The sequence below is a fragment of the Qipengyuania gelatinilytica genome, from assembly GCF_019711315.1.
In the GTDB taxonomy this organism is placed as follows: domain Bacteria; phylum Pseudomonadota; class Alphaproteobacteria; order Sphingomonadales; family Sphingomonadaceae; genus Qipengyuania; species Qipengyuania gelatinilytica.
This window is the reverse complement of sequence record NZ_CP081294.1, coordinates 1842082-1861923: the sequence shown is the minus strand read 5'-3', so window position 1 is coordinate 1861923 and position 19842 is coordinate 1842082. Positions and strand designations below refer to the sequence as shown.

The window sequence follows — 19842 nt, the reverse complement described above, 5'->3', positions numbered from 1 at the left end:
CGATTCAACCTCGCCTTTCCCCAATCAGCGTTCTTTCGTGGCCGAGAAAGTGAGCTCGGGGTTTTTCTCTTCCTGGTAGTTCACGTCCCAGGGGCTCTTGGCCATGAAGACGAGGTCCCCGTCGCGATCCTTGGCGAGATTGGAGAGGTTGAACTTCTCGAATTCCGCCATCGCCTTGTCGTCGCCCTTGATCCAGCGGGCGGTAGCAAAGGGCGAGGCTTCGAGCTTTGCCTCGACCTTGTACTCGGCCGAGAGCCGCGAAATCAGGACATCGAGCTGGAGCTGGCCGACGACACCGACAATCCACTGGCCGCCGATCTCCGGATAGAAGACCTGAATCACACCCTCTTCGGAAAGGTCGTCGAGCGCCTTGCGCAGCTGCTTGGTCTTGGTCGGATCGACCAGCGCGACGCGGCGCAGGATTTCGGGCGCGAAATTGGGCAGGCCGGTGAAGCGGACCTGGTTCTTCTCGCTCAGCGTATCGCCGACGCGCAAAGTGCCGTGGTTGGGAATGCCGATGATATCGCCCGGCTCTGCCGTGTCGGCCACTTCGCGGTCCTGCGCGAAGAAAAGGATCGGCGAATGGATCGCGACCGGCTTGCCGAGGCCGCTCGGCGTCAGCTTCATGCCGCGTTTGAAAGTGCCCGACACCTGCCGCATGAAGGCGATGCGGTCCCGGTGGTTGGGGTCCATATTGGCCTGCACCTTGAAGATGAAGCCCGTGACCTCGTCATGATCCGGCGTGATCTGCGTGTCGCCGGCGGGCTGCGGGCGCGGCGGCGGGGCGTATTTCGCAATCGCCTCGATCAGCTCGGTAACGCCAAAATTCTTCAGCGCCGAGCCGAAATAGACCGGGGTCAGGTCGCCGTTTCGATAGGCTTCGAGATCGAATTCCGGATAGCCGATCTGCGCCAGTTCCACATTCTCAGCAATTGCTTCGGGCAGCTCGAAATCGGCGACCCGCTTGCCCTTGAATTCCTTCGACGGCCCTTCGGGAACGACAACCTCACCGCTTTCGAAATCGAGAATGCCCTGGAACTCGCCGCCCATGCCGACGGGGTACATCTGCGGTGACACATCCAGCGCCAGCATGTCGGCGATCTCGTCGAGCAGTTCGAAGACCGGACGGCCCTCGCGGTCGACCTTGTTGACGAAGGTGATGATCGGCACGCTGCGGAGGCGGCAGACCTCGAACAGCTTGCGCGTCTGGGGTTCGATACCCTTGGCCGCGTCGATCACCATGATGGCGCTGTCGACCGCGGTCAGCGTGCGATAGGTATCTTCGGAGAAGTCCTCGTGTCCCGGCGTGTCGAGCAGGTTGAAGGTGATGCCATCACGCTCGAAGGTCATGACCGAGCTGGTCACCGAGATACCGCGCTGCTGCTCGATCTTCATCCAGTCCGAGCGCGCCCGGCGAGCCGCCCCGCGCGCCTTGACCTCGCCAGCCAGATGGATCGCGCCGCCGGTCAGCAGCAGCTTCTCGGTCAGCGTGGTCTTACCCGCGTCGGGGTGCGAGATAATGGCGAAGGTACGGCGGTCTGAGGTCATTTTAAGAGGCTTGTTTTCCAACAAATAGGTCGCGTCCAGCGATAGCAAAGCTACCGAGCATTCCAGTGACTACCGCCGCCATGATAATGATACCCATGGCCATTCCGCCATCATCAGTCGCGAATGAAGCCAGATAGGCCCATCCCGCCATGGCCGCCAACAGCAAAGCCAGCACAATAAATGCAGCCTTCTTTGGGACCGCCGAGAGAAGTGCGGGTGTCGCGGCCCACAATCCGACGAGGAACCAAAACGCCTGATACTTCGCCGGATTGCCAGCCATATCTAATGCATTCGCTGCAAGTATCCACGTTGCCAAAGTGAAGACAACAAATACCAGCGCAACGTATATCGGAAGTGTGCGCATTAATTGTCGCGGGCTACGCGGAAACCGGCGAAGTCCTGACTCACCGGCATCAGCTCTATGCGGTTGATGTTTAGATGCGGGGGCAGTTCGGCGATCCAGCGGATCGTGTCGGCGATGTCCTGCCCGGTCATGGGGTCGGCGCCGCGATAAAGGTCGTCCGAAGCCTTCTGGCTGCCCGTGCGCACCACGGTGAATTCGGTTTCGACCATGCCCGGCTCGATGCTGGTCACGCGCACGCCGGTGCCGTGAAGGTCGGCGCGAAGGGCGAGCGTGAAGTGGTTCGCGAAGGCCTTGGAGCCCGCGTAGACGTTGCCGCCCGGATAGACATAACTGCCCGCCACCGAGCCGATCGCGATGATCGCGCCCTTGCGCTCGATCAGCACGGGCAGGAGCTTGCGGGTCAGCACCACCATGGCCGTCACATTAGTGTCGATCATGGTCTGCCAGTCGTCGAGGTTCGCCTCCTGCGCGGGCGAGAGGCCCTGCGCGAGACCGGCGTTGTTCACCAGCAGGTCGATGCCCGCGAAGTCTTCCGGCAAGGCTGCAATCGCCGCATCCATCGCCTCGCTATCGCGCACATCGAAACAGGCAGCATGAACCTTGTCGGCACCGAGCTCTTCGACCAGCGCATCGAGCCGCTCCTTGCGCCGCCCGGTCGCCACGCAGCGCCAGCCGCTCGCGACCAGTGTGCGAACGGTAGCCTCGCCAATGCCTGCGGTGGCTCCGGTGACGAAGGCAGTATTCATTGTTCGATCCCCTTGTCTGGACATGGCCCGACGAGGCGCGAAATCTCGCGTGTCACAGCATAGCTACCATCGGTTCCGGGCCTGCTGACCTTTGCCTGCAAATCCGTGAAATCCGTGCGCACCTCGCCGCTGAGTTCGATCGTCGCATCTGCGGGAGCAGTGCACTTCACGACGCGATTGGCGGGTTCGCCCGATGCCTCGACGCTGGCGTATATGCAGTCGGAATCATCGCCCATTGAAAAAGGGTCGCCCACCAGCGGGATCAGGCGATTTTCCCGCGCCGGACGGCAGGAACTGGTCGTCGACTGACGGGCCTGCGCCGCTTCAACGATCTCTGCGCGCTGGGACTCGCTCAACTTTGGGTTGAAGTATTCTTCCATGGTGACCGAAGTCTCCCACAGCCCTTCCGCGAGATATTCCTCCGCGGGTTGGTCCGCAGCACAGGCCAGCAGGCCTGACGACGCCGTCACCATGAAGAGCGCGGGCAGCTTCACCCGCGCAGCTCCGCGCCCTGCTTGGCGGCGTTCTTCACGATAGCGTCCGAGATCGCCTTGATCTCTTCGTCGGTGAAGCTCTTGTCGCCCGGCTGGAGGACGACTTCGACAGCGACCGACTTCTTGCCTTCGGGCACGCCATGTCCGGCAAAGACGTCGAAGACGCGCGCATCGACGATGGCCTTCTTGTCTGCGCCGCGCACGGCCTTCACGAGGTCGCCAGCCGCGAGATCGGCGGGTACGAGGAAGGCGAAGTCGCGGGTGATCGCCTGCAAGGCGGGCGGCGAATAGGCAGCGCGCGCAAAGCCGCCGCCCTTCTTCGCCGGGATCGCATCAAGGAAGATCTCGGCCGCCATCACCGGCCCGTCGATGTCGAAGGCCTTGAGCGTGTTGGGATGCAGCGCGCCGAAGCGGGCAAGCACGTTCTTCGGGCCGAGGCGCAAGGTGGCCGACTGGCCGGGGTGGAACTGGTCGCCAGCCTCGCCCATGACCATGAGATTGCCGACCGGAGCACCGGCGGCTTCGAGCAGCGCCATGGCTTCGGCCTTGGCATCATAGGCATCGAACTTGGCGGTCTTGCCATTCGACCAGCCGCGCGGCGTCTTCTCGCCCGACAGGACTACGCCCAGCGTCGGCTTCTCGTCGCTCGCACCGTCTTTGCCACGGAAGTATCGGCGGCCGATTTCGAACAGGCGCGCACCATCAGCACCGCGGTCGGCATTGCGCTTGGCAGCCGAAAGCAGGCCCGGGATAAGCGAGGGGCGCATCGCCTTCATGTCTTCGCTGATCGGGTTGTCGAGCACCCAGAGCTCAGCCCCGTCGGCGAAATGTTCGGCCTCTGCCGTGGGCAGGAAGGACCAGGTGATCGCCTCGTTCAGCCCACGCGCGGCCGCGGCCCGGCGCAGCTTGCGCTCGGCCTGCTGAAGCGGCGTTGCCGTCGGCAGCGCGACGCCGGGGCGGCGCGGCAGCGGCTTGCTTTCGACCTCGTCGATACCATGGATGCGCACGACCTCTTCGACGAGATCGGCAGGGCCTTCGATATCGTGTCGGCGCGGCGGGCAGGTGACCGTCCAGTCATCGCCGACGGTGAAGTCGAGCGAGGTCAGGATGGCGCGCTGCTCTTCCTGCGGGACGGCAAGACCGCCGAGCCGTTCGGTGAGGCGCGGATCGAACTTGATCGTCTGCGCAGTGACAGGCGGCTGGCCTGCGCGCACGACCTCGGTCGGCTCGCCGCCACAAGTCTTGGTGATCAGGCTGGTGAGGATCGCGAGGCCATCGTCGAGGAACTCAGGATCGACACCGCGCTCGAAACGCGTGCGCGCATCCGAGGCAAGGCCGAGCTTGCGGCCCGTCACGCCGATGCGGGTCGGATCGAAATAGGCGATCTCGAGAAGGACGTCGGTGGTCGTCTCGGTCGCGCCCGAATGTTCGCCGCCCATGATGCCGGCGATGTCGTGGACGCCATTGTCGTCGGCGATCACGGTCATCGTGTCGTCGAGCGTGTAGGTTTTCTCGTTGAGCGCCTCGACCTTTTCGCCAGTCTGCGCACGGCGAGCGACCACCGCGCCCGAAAGCTTGGCAAGGTCATAGACGTGTGCCGGACGCCCGAAGGCAAGCATGAGGTAGTTGGTCGCATCGACCAGTGCCGAGATCGGGCGCTGGCCTGCCGCGATCAGGCGGCGCTGCATCCACTCGGGCGAAGGCTTCGTGTTGTCCACACCGCGAATGACGCGGCCATAGAAGGCGGGGCAGCCTTCCGGATCGTCGGTACGGATTTCGACCGGGCACTCACCCGAAGCCGCGATGGCCGAAGTTTCGACCGGCTTGAACGTGCCGAGGCCGGCAGCGGCGAGATCGCGCGCGATGCCCTGCACGCCCATGCAATCGGGGCGGTTCGGCGTGATTGCCACGTCGAAGACGGGCGAGGCATCGTGATATTCGGCGAAGGTCTGGCCGACCGGGGCATCTTCGGGCAGTTCGATGATGCCGTCATGCTCCTCGCCCAGTTCGAGCTCGCGAACCGAGCACATCATGCCGTTGGATTCGACGCCGCGGATCGCGCTTTTGCGCAGTTCCATGCCGTTTGCCGGGACGACAGCACCGGGCAGGCCCAGCACGCCCTTCATGCCCGCACGCGCATTGGGCGCGCCGCAGACGACCTGCAGCGGATCGCCCTCACCTGTATCGACGGTGAGGACCTGCAGCTTGTCGGCATCGGGATGCTTGGCCGCGGTCAAGACCTTGGCGACGCGGAAGCCCTCGAGCTTGTCCGCCGGATCCTCGATTCCCTCGACCTCGTGGCCGATGCGATTGAGCGCAGCCGCGATGTCCGCCACCGAAGCGTCGGTTTCGAGGAAATACTCCAGCCATTCGAGCGAGAACTTCATGCTTTCGCTCCCACACCTGCGGAAAGGGTCGGCTGGTCGAAGGGCGAGAAGCCGTAGTGGTCGAGCCAGCGCTGGTCGCCGTCGAAGAAGGCGCGCAAATCATCCATCCCGTATTTGAGCATGGCGAGACGGTCCACGCCCACGCCGAAAGCGAAACCCTGCCATTCGTCCGGGTCGAGACCGGCGAATTCGATCACGCGGCGGTTGACCATGCCGCTGCCGAGAAGCTCCATCCAGCCATGGCCCGGCGCATCGCCGTCCCCGCCGAGCACGCGGCGGCCACCAACGTCCTGCCAGCCCACATCGACCTCGACCGAAGGTTCGGTGAAGGGGAAGTAGGAGGGGCGCAAGCGCAGCACGATGTCGTCGCGCTCGAAGAAGGCCTTGAGGAAGGTTTCCAGCGTCCACTTCAAGTGGCCGAGGTTGATATCGCGATCGATCACGAGGCCTTCGACCTGGTGGAACATCGGCGTGTGCGTCGCGTCGCTGTCCGAACGATAGACGCGGCCCGGCGCGATGATGCGGATCGGCGCGCCCTGCTTCATCATGCTGCGGATCTGCACCGGAGACGTATGGGTCCGGAGCAGCATGCGGTTCCCGTCGGCGTCCTCGTCCGGGAAATAGAAGGTGTCGTGCATGGCGCGCGCGGGGTGCGTTTCGGCCATGTTGAGCGCGGTGAAATTGTGCCAGTCGTCCTCGATCTCGGGGCCAGTCGCGACCGAGAAGCCGAGATCGGCGAAGATTTCCGCCAGCTCGTCCATCACCTGGCTGACGGGGTGGACGCTGCTTTTCGGCGCCTGCGGTTCGGGCAGGGTCAGGTCGAGGCGCTCGGTGGCGAGCTTGCGGTCCAGTTCTGCGGCCTCGAAAGCATCCTTGCGTGCAGCAATCGCGTCGGCGACCGCCGTGCGCGCGCCCTGGATCTTGGGCGCCTGTTCCTGCCGCTCTTCGGGCGTCATCTTGCCCAGCGTCTTCATCAGCGCGGAGATGGAGCCCTGTTTGCCCAGGTACTCGATACGCAGCGCTTCGAGGGCATCGGCGTTGTCCGCCTCTTCGATGCGCGCCAGCGCACCTGATTGCAGTGTCACAAGATCGGTCATGAATCTCTCGAGGATTAGGTCCTTTGCGCGCTGCCTCTAGCGGCATAGGCGCGAATCCTAAACCCCCGTTTCCGCTTAGCCGGGCTAGAGCAGCGGTTCCGCGTGTGATCGCGGGCTATTTTAGGGGGCTGTCGGGCTGGTGGAGCACCTGCATCGCGGCGCCAGCGGTCTCCATCCGACCCTTGGCTGCAGCCGAAAGCACGGGGTGGTCGAGGAGAGAATATTCGCGCGGCGTCATGTGCATGAAGAACTTGAAATCGCGCACGAAATGGGCCTGGTCGTGATAATGCTGGTCGATCGCATCGATCCACTTCATCGAAGGGTCGAGCATGAACTGGGAGAGGCTGCGCAGGAAGCGCTGGCGCCGCAGGAGCAGTTGCGGCGGAAAGCCGAAAAACTCGCCGCAGAAGCGTTCGAGCGTTCGTGCGTTCATGCCGGTTGCCGCCGCGAGGCCGGAGACTGCATGGCACGCCGGATCGAGCAGGGCCTTCTGCACCCTCACGATGTCCTCTTCGCGGCGCGCTTCGGTTTCGAGCAGCCCGGCAAACAGCGAGGCGAGATATGCGGCACCTGCCGCGAGATCGTCACCCGTCTTCGCCAGGCCGCCGAGAGACGTGGTCACCGGGATCTGCGTCAGGCCGGGCGAAAGCTCGGTTACCTTGTCGGCAAGATCGATCGCGTGACGGTCGGTAAAGCGCGCAAGGCCGAGCGGCAGGAGACCCACGCCCCAGCAGGACGCCTCCTTCGATTCGAAACGGATCGAACTGCTGGTCGGTCCGGTCAGCGTCGCGCGCGGCACTTCGCGCAAGGGCTCCTCCCCGATCGCAGCTTTCATCGAACCGGACATGAAGAGCCGGATGTTGCTCCACTCGGGATGCAGCCAGTCGACCACGGGTCGCCGCGACGGCGCCGATATGCGCATGTGATAAAAGGTCGTGATGAAGGGTCGCAGCGGCTCGGGCGGCAGGAAAAACTTCAGGTCGACCGGGTCTGGCCCGAGCGCTGGCTCGCTCATTCAGCGGGCCGTTTGTTGCGCCTGCCGGGCGAGTCGAGCGTCTGGACGGGCGAGCCCCAAACCTGCTGCCGCTGTTCCATGAAGGCGCTCAGGACCGGGTGCGGCATGGAGGAATAGTCGGTCGGGCTCATATGCATGAAGGTCTGGAATTCCCGCACGAAATGGGCCTGGTCGTGATAGGTGCCATCGATCGCCTGGGTCCAGGTCTTGTCCTGGGCGAGCATGAAGGCGGCCAGGCTGCGCATCATGCGCTGGCGGCGCAAGAGCATGCTCGGCGGATAGCCGAAGTGCTTCATGCACAAACGCTCGAGCGTCCGTACGGTCAGGCCGGCCTGTTCGGCAAAAGCCCGCACCTCGCACATTCGCGGATCGATCATCGCTTCGTGGGTGGTGATGATCCGGTCTTCGTCGCGCGGAGAATCCGCGAACTTGCGGAAGAACTGGATGACGGCATCGACCTTCTCATCATCGGTGAGGTGGCGCGCCGAGAAAATCTTCGACAGGGGACGGAAAGCTGCGAAAGCCTCGACGGTCTGGCCATCCCAGATTTGGTCGGAAAAATCGCTTGCCGGGCGCTTGACGAAGCGTGCCCAGCCAAGCGGCATCAGGCCGATTCCCCACATGCGCGTGGTTCCGATGGAGAAGCGCACCGATCCGCAGCTCGGCCCGCTGACCATGAAAGGCGAGTGAATTTCTTCATCGCTTCCGACGAGCTGGACCGTCGGGGGATTGCTTTCGAAGAACCTGAGATTGGACCATTCGGGCTGGAGGTAATCGGTGACGATCTCGCCGGGCGGGAGCCGGACCTCGAGCAGGTGGAAACTGGTGAAGCAGCGGGCGAGGTCGGGCGGCGGCTCGAAGAACCGCACATCGATTTCGGGCTTGGCCCCGGATTTTCCCAGCTCCGCCATGCCCTTGACGTAGCGCGATATGGGGTATTTTTCTACTCCGAACGCAAAACGGGCGCCTTTCCGCTGTGGGAAAGACGCCCGTAATTCATTCGGCGATGCCGTGACTTAGGCGGGAAGAGCCTTCTTCGCCTGGTCGATGATCGCCTTGAAAGCCGCAGCTTCGTTCATGGCGAGATCCGCCATGACCTTGCGGTCGAGCTCGATGCCGGCAAGCTTCGTGCCGTGCATGAACTGCGAATAGGTGAGGCCTTCGGCGCGGACCGCAGCGTTGATACGCTGGATCCACAGGGCGCGGAAGTTGCGCTTCTTAACCTTGCGGTCGCGGTATGCGTACTGGCCGGCCTTTTCGACGGCCTGGCGCGCGACGCGGATGGTGTTCTTGCGGCGACCGCGATAGCCCTTGGCCTGGTCTAGGAGCCGCTTGTGCTTCTGGCGCGTGGTAACGCCGCGTTTAATGCGAGGCATTTCAGTATCTCCTTAGTTCGCGATCAGTCGAGGCCGTAAGGCGCCCAACTCTTGACGGCTTTCCAGTCCGCTTCGGACAGGACGGTCGTGCCGCGGTTCTGGCGGATATACTTCGCATTGTGGCTGGACAGACGGTGGCGCTTGCCGGCGACACCATGCTTGATCTTGCCGGTTGCGGTGATCTTGAAGCGCTTCTTCACACCGCTTTTGGTCTTCAGCTTGGGCATTTTCATCTCCTAATCGGATATCGAGTCAGAGACACGTACAACCAGCCCTGGCAGCCCTTACGGCCAGACCGGCAGATGAATCACGTGTCGGTGAAGGGCGCGCAAATAGCGATTCCCCCACCAAATGCAAGTCAGAAGTGGGTGACGTAGCCGCCGTCGACGAACAGCGTATGCCCGGTGATATAGGATGCCGCCTCCGAGGCGAGGAAGGCGACCGGCCCCGCGATTTCATGTGGCTGCGCCCAGCGGCCGAGCGATGTTCGCCGCTGCAGATGGTCGGAAATCTCGCTCCCCTCGGTGAACCACTGCTCGTTCGCCTCGGTCAGCACGAAACCCGGAGCCACTGCGTTCACGGTGATGCCGTCCGCACCCAGCTCGGCAGCGAGCGAGCGCGTGACGCCGTCGAGTGCTGCCTTGCTTGCGGTGTAGGCCGCATCGCCGCGCGCGATATGCGAGGCGATGGAAGTGATATTGATGATGCGGCCATATCCGCCCTCGCGCATGAGACGCGCAGCGCGCCGCGCAAGGTCGAAGGGTGCCACAAGGTTTGCATCGAGCAGGCGCTTCATGTCCTCGCGGCCGATATCCTCGAACCCCCTGCGGTCCCGCTGCCCGACATTGTTTACAAGAATGTCGAGACCCCCTGCGGCGATTTTCCCGAATGCCGCTTCGCACGCAGCATCATCGGTAATGTCGAAAGCGAGCGGCACGGCGCGAGCGCCGATCTTTCCTGCAGCCTCGCGCAGCGCGGCCTCGTCGCGGCCGTTCAGCCAGACGCTCGCACCTTCTGCCGCCAGTCGTTTCGCGATCTCGAAACCCAGCCCGCGTGCCGCACCGGTGACCAGCGCGATGCGCCCTGCAAGTGAACCCTCCGAAGTCATGTCAGTGCTCGTAGATCATCTTCACCGTCATGCCACCATCGATATTGAGATGCTGTCCGGTCACGAACCCGGCCTCGTGCAGATAGGCGACCGCTTCGGCGATATCCTCGGGCTTGCCGATCCGGCCTGCCGGGTGCTGGTCACGATCCTTGTCGCGATGCTTGGGATGCGTCCTTGCACCGCTCTTCTGCCAGGGGCCGGTCTCGATCCAGCCCGGCCGGATCGCATTGACGCGAATGTCGGGGCCAAGGCTTACGGCCAGCGAATGGGTGAGCGCGTCGAGCCCGCCCTTGGCGGCAGCATAGGCGAAGGTTTCGGGTTCGCTCATCACCGCCCGGGTCGAGGAGATATTGGCGACACTTGCCGCGCCTGACTTCTGCAGCAGGGGCAAGGCGGCGCGGGTGACGAGGAAAGCCGCGGTCAGGCTCGCATCGATCCATGCCTGCCAGTCGGCCAGCTCCAGCTCGCCCAGCGGCCCCGCATAGGGATCGGCGATGCCGGAATTGTTGACGAGGCAATCGATGCCGGAACCGTCCAGCCACTCGGTGACGCGCTCGAACGCCTTTACCACTTCTCCTTCGCGGCCCACGTCGCAGGTCAGGAAAAGCGCGGTCTCGCGCGGCAGCCTATCGCGCAACTCGGCCAGCGCCTCGGCATCGGTGTCGAGCGCGACGACTTTCCAGCCGAGCCCGTGGAATTGCATGACGGTCGCGCGGCCAATGCCGTTCGCGCCGCCGGTGATCAGAATGGTTCTTGCATCGCTCATGCCAGCCGAACGCGGCAGGCAGCGGGAGGGGTCCGGACGAAAAAGGGGCGGAGCGCCGTACTGGCGCCCCGCCCCCAATCTTGCGGTTCGAACCGTGGGTTAGAAGCGCACGCCAACCGAAGCGCCGATATTCGAGCGCTGGAAGTCGAAACCATAGAGATCGTAATTCTCGCTGATGCCGAGTTCGAGACGGCCGTAGGCGTTTTCGCCGAATCCATGCTCATAGCCGAAAGCGAAGTTGTAGCCGCCGGCCTTTTCGGTTTCGTCGAAGGTGAAGGTCTGGTCCAGGATCGGATCGTAGAACGGACCTTCGAGGGTCAGGCTCTGCTGGCTGTAACCGAGCTTACCGAAAACGAGGCCGGTGTCGCCGGTGGTCAGGCCGACATGGATGCCGGCGGCCCAGAAGCCGTCCGACGACAGGCAGAGGCCGCCGTCACACGATTCGACGCCCGACACGTCATAGGTGAAGTACGGACCGACGACGACATTGTCGCCAGCTACGAAATCGTAGCCGACTTCACCGCCGAAACCGACGGCATCGCCAAGTTCGTAGATGACGTCGTCTTCGGGATCGCCGATGCGCTCGTAGAACACGCGACCTTCGAAACGGATGCCCGACTTTTCGAGCGAAGCGGGAGCGGGACGCTCGTCTTCGTAACCGTAGTCACCGTCCTGTGCCTGCGCAGCAACAGGCATGCAGGCGCCGGCCATTGCCAGCGCGAGAACAATCTTCTTCATAATAAACTTGACCCTCATACAAATGCCGAGTGCTCGGCAGGTGCGAAGCTCTAACCAGAGAAACCTTGCCCTCAAGTTTACAGTGGCACGAATACTACGAAAGCAAAGTCACTGTTGCACAATTACGCCAAGGCCATCGCCTCGAGGACGTCCTCGAGCCGGGCCGGGTCGCCGATGGCCAGCGCGTTGCCGTCACTTCCGGCATGGAGCGGTTCGCCCGACCAGTCGCACATCAGCCCGCCCGCACCTTCGACCACGGGAACAAGCGCGGCGAAATCGTGGAGCTTGAGCCCGGCCTCGCACACGATGTCGACATGGCCGCTCGCGGTCAGGCCGTAATTGTAGCAATCGCCGCCGTAGATGATCTTGCGCTCGGCCACCGCCTTGGCGAGGCCCATGAAGTGATCGGCTTCGTGGTCGGAGAACTGGTGCGGCGTGGTTGTCGCCAGCACGGCATTTGACAGTTCGCGGCACGCAGCGCTACGCACCGGCTGGCCGTTGAAGGTCGTTTCATGCCCCAAGCGTCCGGCCCAGCGCTCGCGCCCGATCGGCTGGTCGATGATGCCCAGCACGGGAAAGCCGTCCTGCAGCAGCGCGATCAGCGTGCCGAAGATGGGACGGCCGGCGATGAAGCTGGTGGTGCCGTCGATCGGATCGAGCACCCACTGGCGCGAGGCTCCTTCGTTGCGGGTGCCGTATTCTTCGCCGATGATGCCGTCGTCGCTGCGTTCGGTCTCGATGATCTTGCGCATCGCGGCTTCGGCGGCCTGGTCGGCCTCGGTCACGAAGCTGCGATCGGCCTTCTGTTCCTGCGACCACTGGCCCCGGTAAAGCGGGCGAATGGCATCGCCTGCCGCATCGGCAAGACGATTGGCGAGCTCTAAATCCTTGCGTGAAGCCATGGTGAGCGCCGCTAACAGGCGCGCCTGCAGCGCACCATACTTATTTGCAGGTGTCTATTCGACACCATCGGTGTACAAACCCGACAAGGGCAACAGGGGAAAGGGCCATAGGGCCATTGGCTGAAGAGCGATCAACCGGCGAGGAACCGGACAAGCTGGTATCCCACACAGGTCGCACCCGCGACGGGGACCCGCTCGCCTTCAATCACCTGCCGGCAGAAGAGCTCCAGCCCTGGTTCACATGGTTCAGCGTCAGCGATGCAGACGTTCCTGCAGGGGCGACCATCACCGACGGGATACTAAACGACCATGCCGTGATCCGGATTATCTTCGGCGGGAAGTGGTGGGCCGAAACGCGCGACGGCAAGCAGGTCTTCAATCCCGGCGAAAAGGGCATGACCCTCTATTTCGGCCCGCAGACGAAGCTGATGCCGATCGCGGTGGAAGAGCGCGTGAAGGTGCTCACCGTCCACCTCGGGCCCGGAGCTGCGGCGAAACTGGGCGGTCCGCTCCAGCACGCAATGCTCGACCGGATCATCGACCATGACAAGCTGGTCGGCCATGGCCGCCTCAGTTCGCGCTTCGACATCGACGGAACGCCGCAGGAATGGCTGGATGCGATCCATGTCGAACTGCGGAAATTCATCGAGAAGCGCGGCACGCAGGATCCGGACCCCATCACCCGCGCCTTCGAGCGGCAACTGCTGGTCGATCCGTCATACCCCATGAAGGATTTCGCCGAAGAGCAGGAATGCAGCACGCGAACGGTCGAGCGGATCATCAAGCGCGATTATGGCATGTCGCCCAAGCAGGTCTGCCGCAGGGCGCGGGCGCTCGACATGGCCTCTGCCCTGCTGGGCGTTGCCATGGAAACGGAAGAATCGGCACTGCGCCTGCGCTATTTCGACCAATCGCACCTGATCCGCGAGATCAGGGCGTTCTTCGGCACGACACCGCAATGCCTGAAAGAAGGCAACCATCCCTTGCTGCGGCTCAATCTCGAGATCAGGCAGTCCCGCCGAGTGCAGGAGCTTTCCCTGCTTCCGCCCGGGACGATCGAGCCCTGGCGCGATCCCGAGGCAGAGCCATATTCCGACGACTGATCATCCTTGCCGTTTGACAGGCGGGTGCTGCGTCACGACAAGGAACCCAGCAGATATCCTGTCCTTCGGGTCGCGCTGAAGGGGGAACGCCAGATCGCCAGAGAGAAGCACTCCCGCCAGACCCGGGATGCACAGGGAAAAGCCCCGGAAGCGCTCGTGTCCTCGACCGGTTCGACGCCGGACGGACTGCCGCTTTCCTACAGCCGCGCGCCTGCGCCGGACATCGCGCCCTGGGTACAATCGCTGGCTGCCGTCGATATCGAGGCCGCTACCGACAGGCACGAATGCTGTTTCTTTTCCTGCAATCCTGCGATCCGCGTATTCCTGAAGGGCAAGTGGACGGTCGAAACCGCGAATGGCCCTTTCGAGTTCGACACCTCCAGCGGCAGCAGGACGGTCTATTTCGGGCCGCAAACCAAGGCGATGCCGGTCAAGGTAGAGGGACCGATGCAGTTCCTCCTGCTCCAGTTCCACCCGGGCGCGCCACCGCTGGACCAGAGCCTCACGCACACCCAGATGCTCAACCGCATCGAGTGCTTCGACCAGGGATTGCCCAAGGATATAAGGCAAGCAGGCTATGGCCCATCGGAAGACCGCGAGGCGTGGCTCGACCACTTCGAAGGTCACACGCGCAGGGTGCTGTTCGACCGCGTGACGCAAGAGCCGCCGGAACTTGCGCTGGCCACCTACCGTCGCATCCTGACCGATCCTGCCACCGGGGTCGAAGACATGGCGAGGGATTTCGGGATCAGCCGGCGAACGCTGGAGCGGCAGGTCAAGGAAAGCTTCGGCATCAGCCCGAAAAAGGTCATCCGCAGGGCACGCGCACTCGATATGGCAGCAGCGCTTTTGGGCGTCGCCATGCCGCAGGAGGAAGCCGAATTCCGCCTGCGTTATTTCGACCAGTCGCACATGACCCGCGAGATCAATGCCTATTTCGGCATGGCCCCCGGCGTGCTCTCGCGGCAGGACGCGATCCTGCTGCGGATCGACCTCGAAGTGCGCCAGATGCGGCGCCTCGAGGCCATGGGCGAACTGGGGATCGAACACGTCCCGTGGCGCGACCCCGATGCGGAGCCGACATCGCGCGACGATTGAAGCCGGGGCAGCTTAGTCGAACAGCGAGCTGACCGAACTTTCGTCCGCAATGCGGCGCACTGCCTCGCCAATCAGCGGAGCGATGGTGAGGATGCGGATCTTGTCCGAATCCTTGGCCGCATCGGTCGGCTTGATGGAATCGGTAATCACCAGTTCCTTCAGCGCCGAACCGTCGACACGGGCAACCGCGCCGCCCGACAACACGCCATGGGTGATGTAGGCCGTGACCGAGGCTGCACCTTCGTCGAGCAGCGACTGCGCGGCGTTGCACAGCGTACCGCCCGAATCGATGATGTCGTCGATCATGATGCAGTGGCGACCCTTCACGTCGCCGATGATGTTCATCACCTCGCTCTCGCCCGGTCGGTCGCGACGCTTGTCGACGATGGCGAGCGGCGCGTTGTCGAGCCGCTTGGCGAGCGCGCGGGCGCGGACCACGCCGCCCACGTCGGGCGAGACGACCATCAGGTCCTGGTCGCCGTAGCGGGCCTGGATGTCGGCTGCCATGACCGGCGCACCGAAAAGGTTGTCGGTCGGGATATCGAAGAAGCCCTGGATCTGGCCTGCATGGAGATCGACCGCGAGCACGCGATCGGCGCCGGCTTCGGTGATCAGGTTCGCAACCAGCTTGGCAGAGATCGGCGTGCGCGGTCCGGGCTTCCGGTCTTGGCGGGCATAGCCGAAATAGGGCACCACAGCCGTGATCCGCTTGGCAGACGCGCGCTTCAATGCATCGATGCAGATCAGCAGTTCCATGAGGTTGTCGTTCGCCGGATAGCTGGTCGACTGGACGACGAAGACATCTTCACCGCGCACGTTCTCGTGGATTTCGACGAAGATTTCCTCGTCGGCGAAGCGGCGCACCTGCGCATCGACAAGCGGCATTTCGAGATAACCTGCGATCGCGCGCGCGAGCGGCAGGTTCGAGTTGGCGGCCATGATTTTCATGTAAGCGAATCCCGTGTCGGCTGGCAGTCACCCCCGCCTAGCGACAGGTCATGGGATTGCAATATGGCGAGGCGCGGTTTTTCGCCGGTTTTCGCTGCAGGACGCACTTAATCGCCAAAGCGCGGCAAGGGACAATCCTCCAGCCGCTCAAGCTGGGGCTTGAGGTGCAAGAGCTCGCCTGCCTCTCGGACCGTGCGCAGGCTATTGCTTTCGAACGTGACCAGCCAGAACGAATGGTGGGTGTCCCAATGTGGATCGTCGACTTCGACCACCTGCAGCATGCCATCGACTTCGAGCCGCTTGGTCCGCCAGCGCACCCGCTGGATTGTCAGCACATACTGTCGGTCGGTCTCGGTCCCGCCCAATGTGTGGACCGAATAGATCGACATGGGCTTGTGGTCGCGCTTGCCCTCCGAGGTGAGCATGGCGGTGTTGAACGCCTCGATCTCGTCACGCTCTACCTCGCCCAATTCGTCGGTGTAGATTGTACGATAGGGTTTCAGCGGCGCGGCGAAGGGCTGCCCCTCGTTAAAGTCGGCAACGAGCTCGGACATGTACATGCAGGCGAGACTGGCATCATGCGGTCGCGGAGAGCCGATGCTCGTCGCGAGCGCCGCAGTTGCGAGCGGCGCAGTCAGCAACAGGGAGGCGATTGCCCCGGCAGGCACCAAGCGATTCATGTCGCTTCCATATAGCGCATAGCCTCGCCGGCAAAGTAACGGCTTTCTGTGCTCAGCCGACCTTATGCTCGCCCTTGATCCAGCGCACGGTGCCCGAGCTCGCGCGCATCACCACGCTTTCGGTCGTCATGGTGCCGCCGCGGCGGTACTTCACGCCTTCGAGCAGGCTGCCCGAAGTCACGCCGGTCGCGGCGAAGATGCAGTCGCCCTTCACCAGGTCATCACGCGTGTAGATCCGGTCGAGGTCGGTGATGCCCCACTTGGCAGCGCGGGCTTTCTCGTCGTCGTTGCGGAAGACGAGGCGGCCGTTGAACTGGCCGCCGACGCAGCGCAGTGCGGCTGCGGCAAGCACACCCTCGGGTGCGCCGCCCTGCCCCATGTACATGTCGATCGTCGTGTCCTCGTCGGTCACCGCGATCACGCCGGCAACATCGCCGTCACCGATCAGCACGACGCCGCAGCCGATGCTGCGCAACTCGGCGATCAGGTCGGAATGGCGCGGCCGGTCGAGCACGCAGACGATGATGTCGGACGGCTTCACGCCCTTGGCTTCGGCCACGGCGGTGACGTTTTCGGTCGGCGTCTTGGCGAGGTCGATGATGCCATCGGGATAGCCCGGACCGACCGCCAGCTTGTCCATGTAGACGTCGGGCGCGTTGAGCAGGCAGCCTTCGGCGGCCGCCGCCAGCACGGCAAGCGAGTTCGGACCGGCCTTGGCGGTGATCGTGGTGCCTTCGAGCGGGTCGAGCGCGATGTCGATCTTGGGGCCACGGCCCGGTGCGCCGCCAACCTTTTCGCCGATGAAGAGCATGGGCGCTTCGTCGCGCTCGCCCTCACCGATAACCACCGTGCCATCCATATAGAGAGTGTCGAAGGCCTTGCGCATTGCCTCGACCGCAGCGGCATCAGCCGCTTTCTCGTCGCCGCGGCCGATCAGCTTCGATGCCGCGACGGCGGCAGCTTCGGTCACGCGGACCATTTCGAGGACGAGGACGCGGTCGAGCGGATTGTCTGCCGGATCGGTTTCGGGGCGCGAGTTCATTGGTGGTTCAGTCCTCGGAGCGTGAGTGGGCAATCGCAGGGCGAGCAATGCGTGAATTCGTATGCAAGGCGCCGATAGACGCAGGAGCATTGCATTGTCGAGACATCTGGCGACGGTTTTTACGCTCGCCGTTTCGCTCGGGCTTCCGGCCACGGGCCATGCGCAGGACCCAGGCCGCGACCGGCAGGAGGGCGAACCTCCCGGGACGATCGACATTCTTGCCCCGCCCGTCACCGACGAACCCGAACTCGATCCAGACTGTGCCAAGCAGCAGGAAGCCTCGATCCTGTCCGGAGAGATCGTGGTCTGCGCCAAACGCACCGGCGGCGAGAACCGGCTCTACGACAAGGAGGCTGCCGAACGGCGACACGCCGAGCGCACCCAGGGCGCAAAGCCTGTCGATGTCGCAGGACCGGGGATATTCCGCGGAAAGCCGACCATCGGCGGTATGTGCTTCATCCCGCCCTGCCCGAAAGACCCGGCCTATATGATCGATTTCGAAGAGCTTCCCGATACTCCGGCAGGGTCGGACGCCGACCGCATGGCGCGCGGCCTCGCGCCTCGCGGATACGATCGCAAGCTCGATGGCGCGACTGTGATCGCCGAGGAACCGGGGCTGCAGGCGAATGCAGAGGAGCTCGGCCTGCCCCCGCCGCTGGCGGAGGAAGGCGAGGAGCTCAGTCCTTCAGGATCGGCATCACCAGAGGAGCCGCAGTAAGGCTGTCCGACCCTTCGAGCAGGGCCAGCGCCTCGGTCACGCAGCGCTCCGGTCCCTCATGGGTAACCATCGCCACCTGTACATCGCCGCCCTCGGCATCGCGGCCACGCTGGATGAGGCTCTCGATCGAAACCCCCGCATCGCGCATCGCCGCGGTGATCTCTGCAAGTACGCCCGGACGGTCGGCGACAGTGAAGCGCAGGTAATCGCGCCCGATACGGTCGCCCGGATCGGCCGGCTCGCATTGCTGGAGTGTGGCAACCGGGACGGAGAAAGGCGCGCCCGACTGGCCGCGGGCAATCTCGATCAGGTCGGCGACGACTGCGCTGGCAGTCGGCTTGTCGCCTGCCCCTGCACCCTGGAACAGCAGGCGTCCCGAAAAGTCGCCCTCTGCCACCACGGCATTGGTCGGCCCGGTGACGGCAGCAAGCGGATGGCGGAAGGGCACCAGGCACGGGCGCACACGCTGCAGCAGGCGGGGCGCATCGCCCTCCTCTTCCAGCGTCGCGATACCGACGAGGCGCACGACATATCCGAGCGCATCTGCCTGGGCGATGTCGCTTGCGCGTACCTGCGTGATGCCCTCGGTCCGCACGGCCTCGAAATCGATCCGCGTGCCGAAACCGATAGCGGCAAGGATGGCGAGCTTGTGCGCGGCATCCACGCCCTCGATATCGAAAGCGGGATCGGCCTCGGCGTAACCCTTTTCCTGAGCAGCGGCGAGCATCTCGTCGAAGTCGGCACCGGTCTGCTCCATCTCGGACAGCACGTAATTGCAGGTGCCGTTGAGGATGCCGTAGATCCGGTTCAGCGCATTGGCCGCGGTGCCTTCGCGCAGCCCCTTCACCACCGGGATACCGCCCGCCACAGCCGCCTCGAAGGCGAAGGGTGCGTGCTTGATCGCAGCCAGTTCGGCCAGCTCGAGGCCGTGATGCGCGACCATCGCCTTGTTGGCAGTGACGAAACCCTTGCCCGCGTCGAGCGCGGCGCGCGCGAGCGTGAGCGCCGGGCCGTCGGAGCCGCCGACCAGCTCGACAACGATGTCGACATCGGCGCGCTTGGCCATGGCCTGCATGTCGTCGACCCAGGCATAGGCTGACAGGTCGACACCGCGGTCCTTGGCGCGGTCGCGGGCGCTCACGGCAACGATCTCGATCGGGCGGCCGGCACGCGCGGCGATCATTGCCTGGTTCGTTTCGATCAGGCGGATAACCCCGGTGCCCACGGTACCGAGGCCGGCCAGTGCGATCCTGAGCGGCTCAGCCATCGACCGTCTCCTGCGCGGGGAAGCCCATTGCGAGGCGAACAGCATCGGGCACGGGCGTGGGCCGTCCTTCGGGCAGGTCCACATGGACGGTCAGCAGCCGCATCTCCGCACGCAACGAGCCGTCCTCGGCGCCGTGCAGCGTGATCAGCATCTTCATGCTCGAATTGCCAATCGATTCGATTGTCAGCCGCCCCTCGATCAGCTCGTCGAGCCGGATCGGGGCGAGGTAGTTGACTTCTGCGCGGCGCACGTGGAACTCCACCTCGCCGGGCATGCCATTCTTGCGGGCTTCGCGAAAATGTTCGCTGACAAGGACGTCGGCATATTCGAGATAGCGCGAATTGAAGACGACGCTCTGCGGGTCGACTTCGGCATAGCGCACGCGGAAGGTGTGTCGGAAAGGCTCCATGCCTTGCCGCCTAGCGCATGGTGCGCGCGGGAGTGA

At 63.9% G+C, this 19842-nt stretch carries 22 protein-coding genes; 3 read left to right on the top strand and 19 right to left on the bottom strand.

Annotated features, from left to right (window positions below):
* Positions 1 to 24: 24 nt before the first annotated feature.
* From K3136_RS09320 to K3136_RS09255, 14 genes are all read right to left on the bottom strand, one after another.
* A complete protein-coding gene (locus tag K3136_RS09320; RefSeq protein WP_221430041.1) occupies positions 25 to 1548 on the bottom strand; it encodes a peptide chain release factor 3 in 1524 nt (507 codons plus the stop codon).
* 1 nt (position 1549) lies between these two features.
* On the bottom strand, positions 1550 to 1828 hold the full coding sequence (locus K3136_RS09315) for a hypothetical protein (RefSeq protein WP_221430040.1): 279 nt from the start codon (positions 1826 to 1828) through the stop codon (positions 1550 to 1552).
* An 83-nt stretch (positions 1829 to 1911) separates the two neighbouring features.
* A complete protein-coding gene (locus K3136_RS09310) occupies positions 1912 to 2658 on the bottom strand; it encodes an SDR family NAD(P)-dependent oxidoreductase (protein ID WP_221430039.1) in 747 nt (248 codons plus the stop codon).
* Positions 2655 to 3152: a DUF3617 family protein gene (locus K3136_RS09305; protein ID WP_221430038.1), complete on the bottom strand. Its 498-nt coding sequence runs from the start codon at positions 3150 to 3152 to the stop codon at positions 2655 to 2657. Before K3136_RS09305 ends, K3136_RS09310 begins: the two co-directional genes overlap by 4 nt.
* Positions 3149 to 5539, bottom strand: coding sequence for a phenylalanine--tRNA ligase subunit beta (pheT, locus tag K3136_RS09300; RefSeq protein WP_221430037.1), 2391 nt, complete (start codon positions 5537 to 5539; stop codon positions 3149 to 3151). The genes K3136_RS09305 and pheT overlap by 4 nt, the downstream gene beginning before the upstream one ends.
* Positions 5536 to 6636, bottom strand: coding sequence for a phenylalanine--tRNA ligase subunit alpha (pheS, locus tag K3136_RS09295; protein WP_221430036.1), 1101 nt, complete (start codon positions 6634 to 6636; stop codon positions 5536 to 5538). The genes pheT and pheS overlap by 4 nt, the downstream gene beginning before the upstream one ends.
* Positions 6637 to 6751: 115 nt before the next feature.
* The gene (locus K3136_RS09290) at positions 6752 to 7651 is read right to left on the bottom strand and encodes a helix-turn-helix domain-containing protein (protein ID WP_221430035.1); all 900 of its coding nucleotides are present in this window, start codon (positions 7649 to 7651) and stop codon (positions 6752 to 6754) included.
* Complete coding sequence (locus tag K3136_RS09285) at positions 7648 to 8562, bottom strand: helix-turn-helix domain-containing protein (protein WP_221430034.1); 915 nt, start codon at positions 8560 to 8562, stop codon at positions 7648 to 7650. Before K3136_RS09285 ends, K3136_RS09290 begins: the two co-directional genes overlap by 4 nt.
* 105 nt (positions 8563 to 8667) lie before the next feature.
* Complete coding sequence (gene rplT / locus K3136_RS09280; RefSeq protein WP_100260195.1) at positions 8668 to 9027, bottom strand: 50S ribosomal protein L20; 360 nt, start codon at positions 9025 to 9027, stop codon at positions 8668 to 8670.
* Positions 9028 to 9050: 23 nt separating this feature from the next.
* Positions 9051 to 9254 (bottom strand): 50S ribosomal protein L35, encoded by a 204-nt coding sequence (gene rpmI / locus K3136_RS09275; RefSeq protein WP_221430033.1) that lies wholly within the window; start codon positions 9252 to 9254, stop codon positions 9051 to 9053.
* Positions 9255 to 9385: 131 nt separating this feature from the next.
* The gene (locus K3136_RS09270; protein WP_221430032.1) at positions 9386 to 10135 is read right to left on the bottom strand and encodes an SDR family oxidoreductase; all 750 of its coding nucleotides are present in this window, start codon (positions 10133 to 10135) and stop codon (positions 9386 to 9388) included.
* A 1-nt stretch (position 10136) separates the two neighbouring features.
* Positions 10137 to 10901: an SDR family NAD(P)-dependent oxidoreductase gene (locus K3136_RS09265; protein WP_221430031.1), complete on the bottom strand. Its 765-nt coding sequence runs from the start codon at positions 10899 to 10901 to the stop codon at positions 10137 to 10139.
* A gap of 99 nt (positions 10902 to 11000) precedes the next feature.
* Positions 11001 to 11639 carry a porin family protein gene (locus tag K3136_RS09260; protein ID WP_221430030.1) on the bottom strand — a complete coding sequence of 213 codons (639 nt, stop codon included), beginning with the start codon at positions 11637 to 11639 and terminating at the stop codon, positions 11001 to 11003.
* Between the two features lie 122 nt (positions 11640 to 11761).
* On the bottom strand, positions 11762 to 12541 hold the full coding sequence (locus K3136_RS09255) for an inositol monophosphatase family protein (RefSeq protein ID WP_221430029.1): 780 nt from the start codon (positions 12539 to 12541) through the stop codon (positions 11762 to 11764).
* A 116-nt stretch (positions 12542 to 12657) separates the two neighbouring features.
* On the opposite strand from K3136_RS09255, the gene K3136_RS09250 reads away from it, so the two are divergent.
* Positions 12658 to 13644, top strand: a complete 987-nt coding sequence (locus K3136_RS09250; RefSeq protein WP_221430028.1) for a helix-turn-helix domain-containing protein — start codon at positions 12658 to 12660, stop codon at positions 13642 to 13644.
* 156 nt (positions 13645 to 13800) lie between these two features.
* Positions 13801 to 14742: a helix-turn-helix transcriptional regulator gene (locus K3136_RS09245; protein WP_221430027.1), complete on the top strand. Its 942-nt coding sequence runs from the start codon at positions 13801 to 13803 to the stop codon at positions 14740 to 14742.
* Between the two features lie 12 nt (positions 14743 to 14754).
* Here K3136_RS09245 and K3136_RS09240 read toward each other — a convergent pair whose 3' ends face one another.
* The 3 genes from K3136_RS09240 to glpX all read right to left on the bottom strand — a co-directional run bounded on the left by K3136_RS09240 (position 14755) and on the right by glpX (position 17412).
* The gene (locus tag K3136_RS09240) at positions 14755 to 15690 is read right to left on the bottom strand and encodes a ribose-phosphate pyrophosphokinase (RefSeq protein ID WP_221430026.1); all 936 of its coding nucleotides are present in this window, start codon (positions 15688 to 15690) and stop codon (positions 14755 to 14757) included.
* Between the two features lie 107 nt (positions 15691 to 15797).
* Complete coding sequence (locus K3136_RS09235; RefSeq protein ID WP_221430025.1) at positions 15798 to 16370, bottom strand: hypothetical protein; 573 nt, start codon at positions 16368 to 16370, stop codon at positions 15798 to 15800.
* A 52-nt stretch (positions 16371 to 16422) separates the two neighbouring features.
* Positions 16423 to 17412, bottom strand: a complete 990-nt coding sequence (glpX, locus tag K3136_RS09230; RefSeq protein WP_221430024.1) for a class II fructose-bisphosphatase — start codon at positions 17410 to 17412, stop codon at positions 16423 to 16425.
* 94 nt (positions 17413 to 17506) lie between these two features.
* Here glpX and K3136_RS09225 point away from each other — a divergent pair, with 94 nt between their 5' ends.
* Positions 17507 to 18130, top strand: coding sequence for a hypothetical protein (locus K3136_RS09225; RefSeq protein ID WP_221430023.1), 624 nt, complete (start codon positions 17507 to 17509; stop codon positions 18128 to 18130).
* Here K3136_RS09225 and K3136_RS09220 read toward each other — a convergent pair.
* Together K3136_RS09220 and K3136_RS09215 are read right to left on the bottom strand one after the other, a co-directional pair.
* Entirely contained in the window at positions 18090 to 19397 is a 1308-nt protein-coding gene (locus tag K3136_RS09220) for a homoserine dehydrogenase (RefSeq protein ID WP_221430022.1), read from the bottom strand. The genes K3136_RS09225 and K3136_RS09220 overlap by 41 nt on opposite strands.
* Positions 19390 to 19806 carry an acyl-CoA thioesterase gene (locus K3136_RS09215; RefSeq protein WP_221430021.1) on the bottom strand — a complete coding sequence of 139 codons (417 nt, stop codon included), beginning with the start codon at positions 19804 to 19806 and terminating at the stop codon, positions 19390 to 19392. Before K3136_RS09215 ends, K3136_RS09220 begins: the two co-directional genes overlap by 8 nt.
* Between the last annotated feature and the right edge of the window lie 36 nt (positions 19807 to 19842).

Bases quoted from the DNA above. Each gene is read 5' to 3' on its own strand.
- K3136_RS09320 (WP_221430041.1), bottom strand. From the start codon at position 1,548: ATGACCTCAGACCGCCGTACCTTCGCCATTATCTCGCACCCCGACGCG.
- K3136_RS09315 (WP_221430040.1), bottom strand. From the start codon at position 1,828: ATGGCTGGCAATCCGGCGAAGTATCAGGCGTTTTGGTTCCTCGTCGGA.
- K3136_RS09310 (WP_221430039.1), bottom strand. From the start codon at position 2,658: ATGAATACTGCCTTCGTCACCGGAGCCACCGCAGGCATTGGCGAGGCT.
- pheT (WP_221430037.1), bottom strand. From the start codon at position 5,539: ATGAAGTTCTCGCTCGAATGGCTGGAGTATTTCCTCGAAACCGACGCT.
- pheS (WP_221430036.1), bottom strand. From the start codon at position 6,636: ATGACCGATCTTGTGACACTGCAATCAGGTGCGCTGGCGCGCATCGAA.
- K3136_RS09290 (WP_221430035.1), bottom strand. From the start codon at position 7,651: ATGAGCGAGCCAGCGCTCGGGCCAGACCCGGTCGACCTGAAGTTTTTC.
- K3136_RS09285 (WP_221430034.1), bottom strand. From the start codon at position 8,562: ATGGCGGAGCTGGGAAAATCCGGGGCCAAGCCCGAAATCGATGTGCGG.
- rplT (WP_100260195.1), bottom strand. From the start codon at position 9,027: ATGCCTCGCATTAAACGCGGCGTTACCACGCGCCAGAAGCACAAGCGG.
- rpmI (WP_221430033.1), bottom strand. From the start codon at position 9,254: ATGCCCAAGCTGAAGACCAAAAGCGGTGTGAAGAAGCGCTTCAAGATC.
- K3136_RS09270 (WP_221430032.1), bottom strand. From the start codon at position 10,135: ATGACTTCGGAGGGTTCACTTGCAGGGCGCATCGCGCTGGTCACCGGT.
- K3136_RS09265 (WP_221430031.1), bottom strand. From the start codon at position 10,901: ATGAGCGATGCAAGAACCATTCTGATCACCGGCGGCGCGAACGGCATT.
- K3136_RS09260 (WP_221430030.1), bottom strand. From the start codon at position 11,639: ATGAAGAAGATTGTTCTCGCGCTGGCAATGGCCGGCGCCTGCATGCCT.
- K3136_RS09255 (WP_221430029.1), bottom strand. From the start codon at position 12,541: ATGGCTTCACGCAAGGATTTAGAGCTCGCCAATCGTCTTGCCGATGCG.
- K3136_RS09240 (WP_221430026.1), bottom strand. From the start codon at position 15,690: ATGAAAATCATGGCCGCCAACTCGAACCTGCCGCTCGCGCGCGCGATC.
- K3136_RS09235 (WP_221430025.1), bottom strand. From the start codon at position 16,370: ATGAATCGCTTGGTGCCTGCCGGGGCAATCGCCTCCCTGTTGCTGACT.
- glpX (WP_221430024.1), bottom strand. From the start codon at position 17,412: ATGAACTCGCGCCCCGAAACCGATCCGGCAGACAATCCGCTCGACCGC.
- K3136_RS09220 (WP_221430022.1), bottom strand. From the start codon at position 19,397: ATGGCTGAGCCGCTCAGGATCGCACTGGCCGGCCTCGGTACCGTGGGC.
- K3136_RS09215 (WP_221430021.1), bottom strand. From the start codon at position 19,806: ATGGAGCCTTTCCGACACACCTTCCGCGTGCGCTATGCCGAAGTCGAC.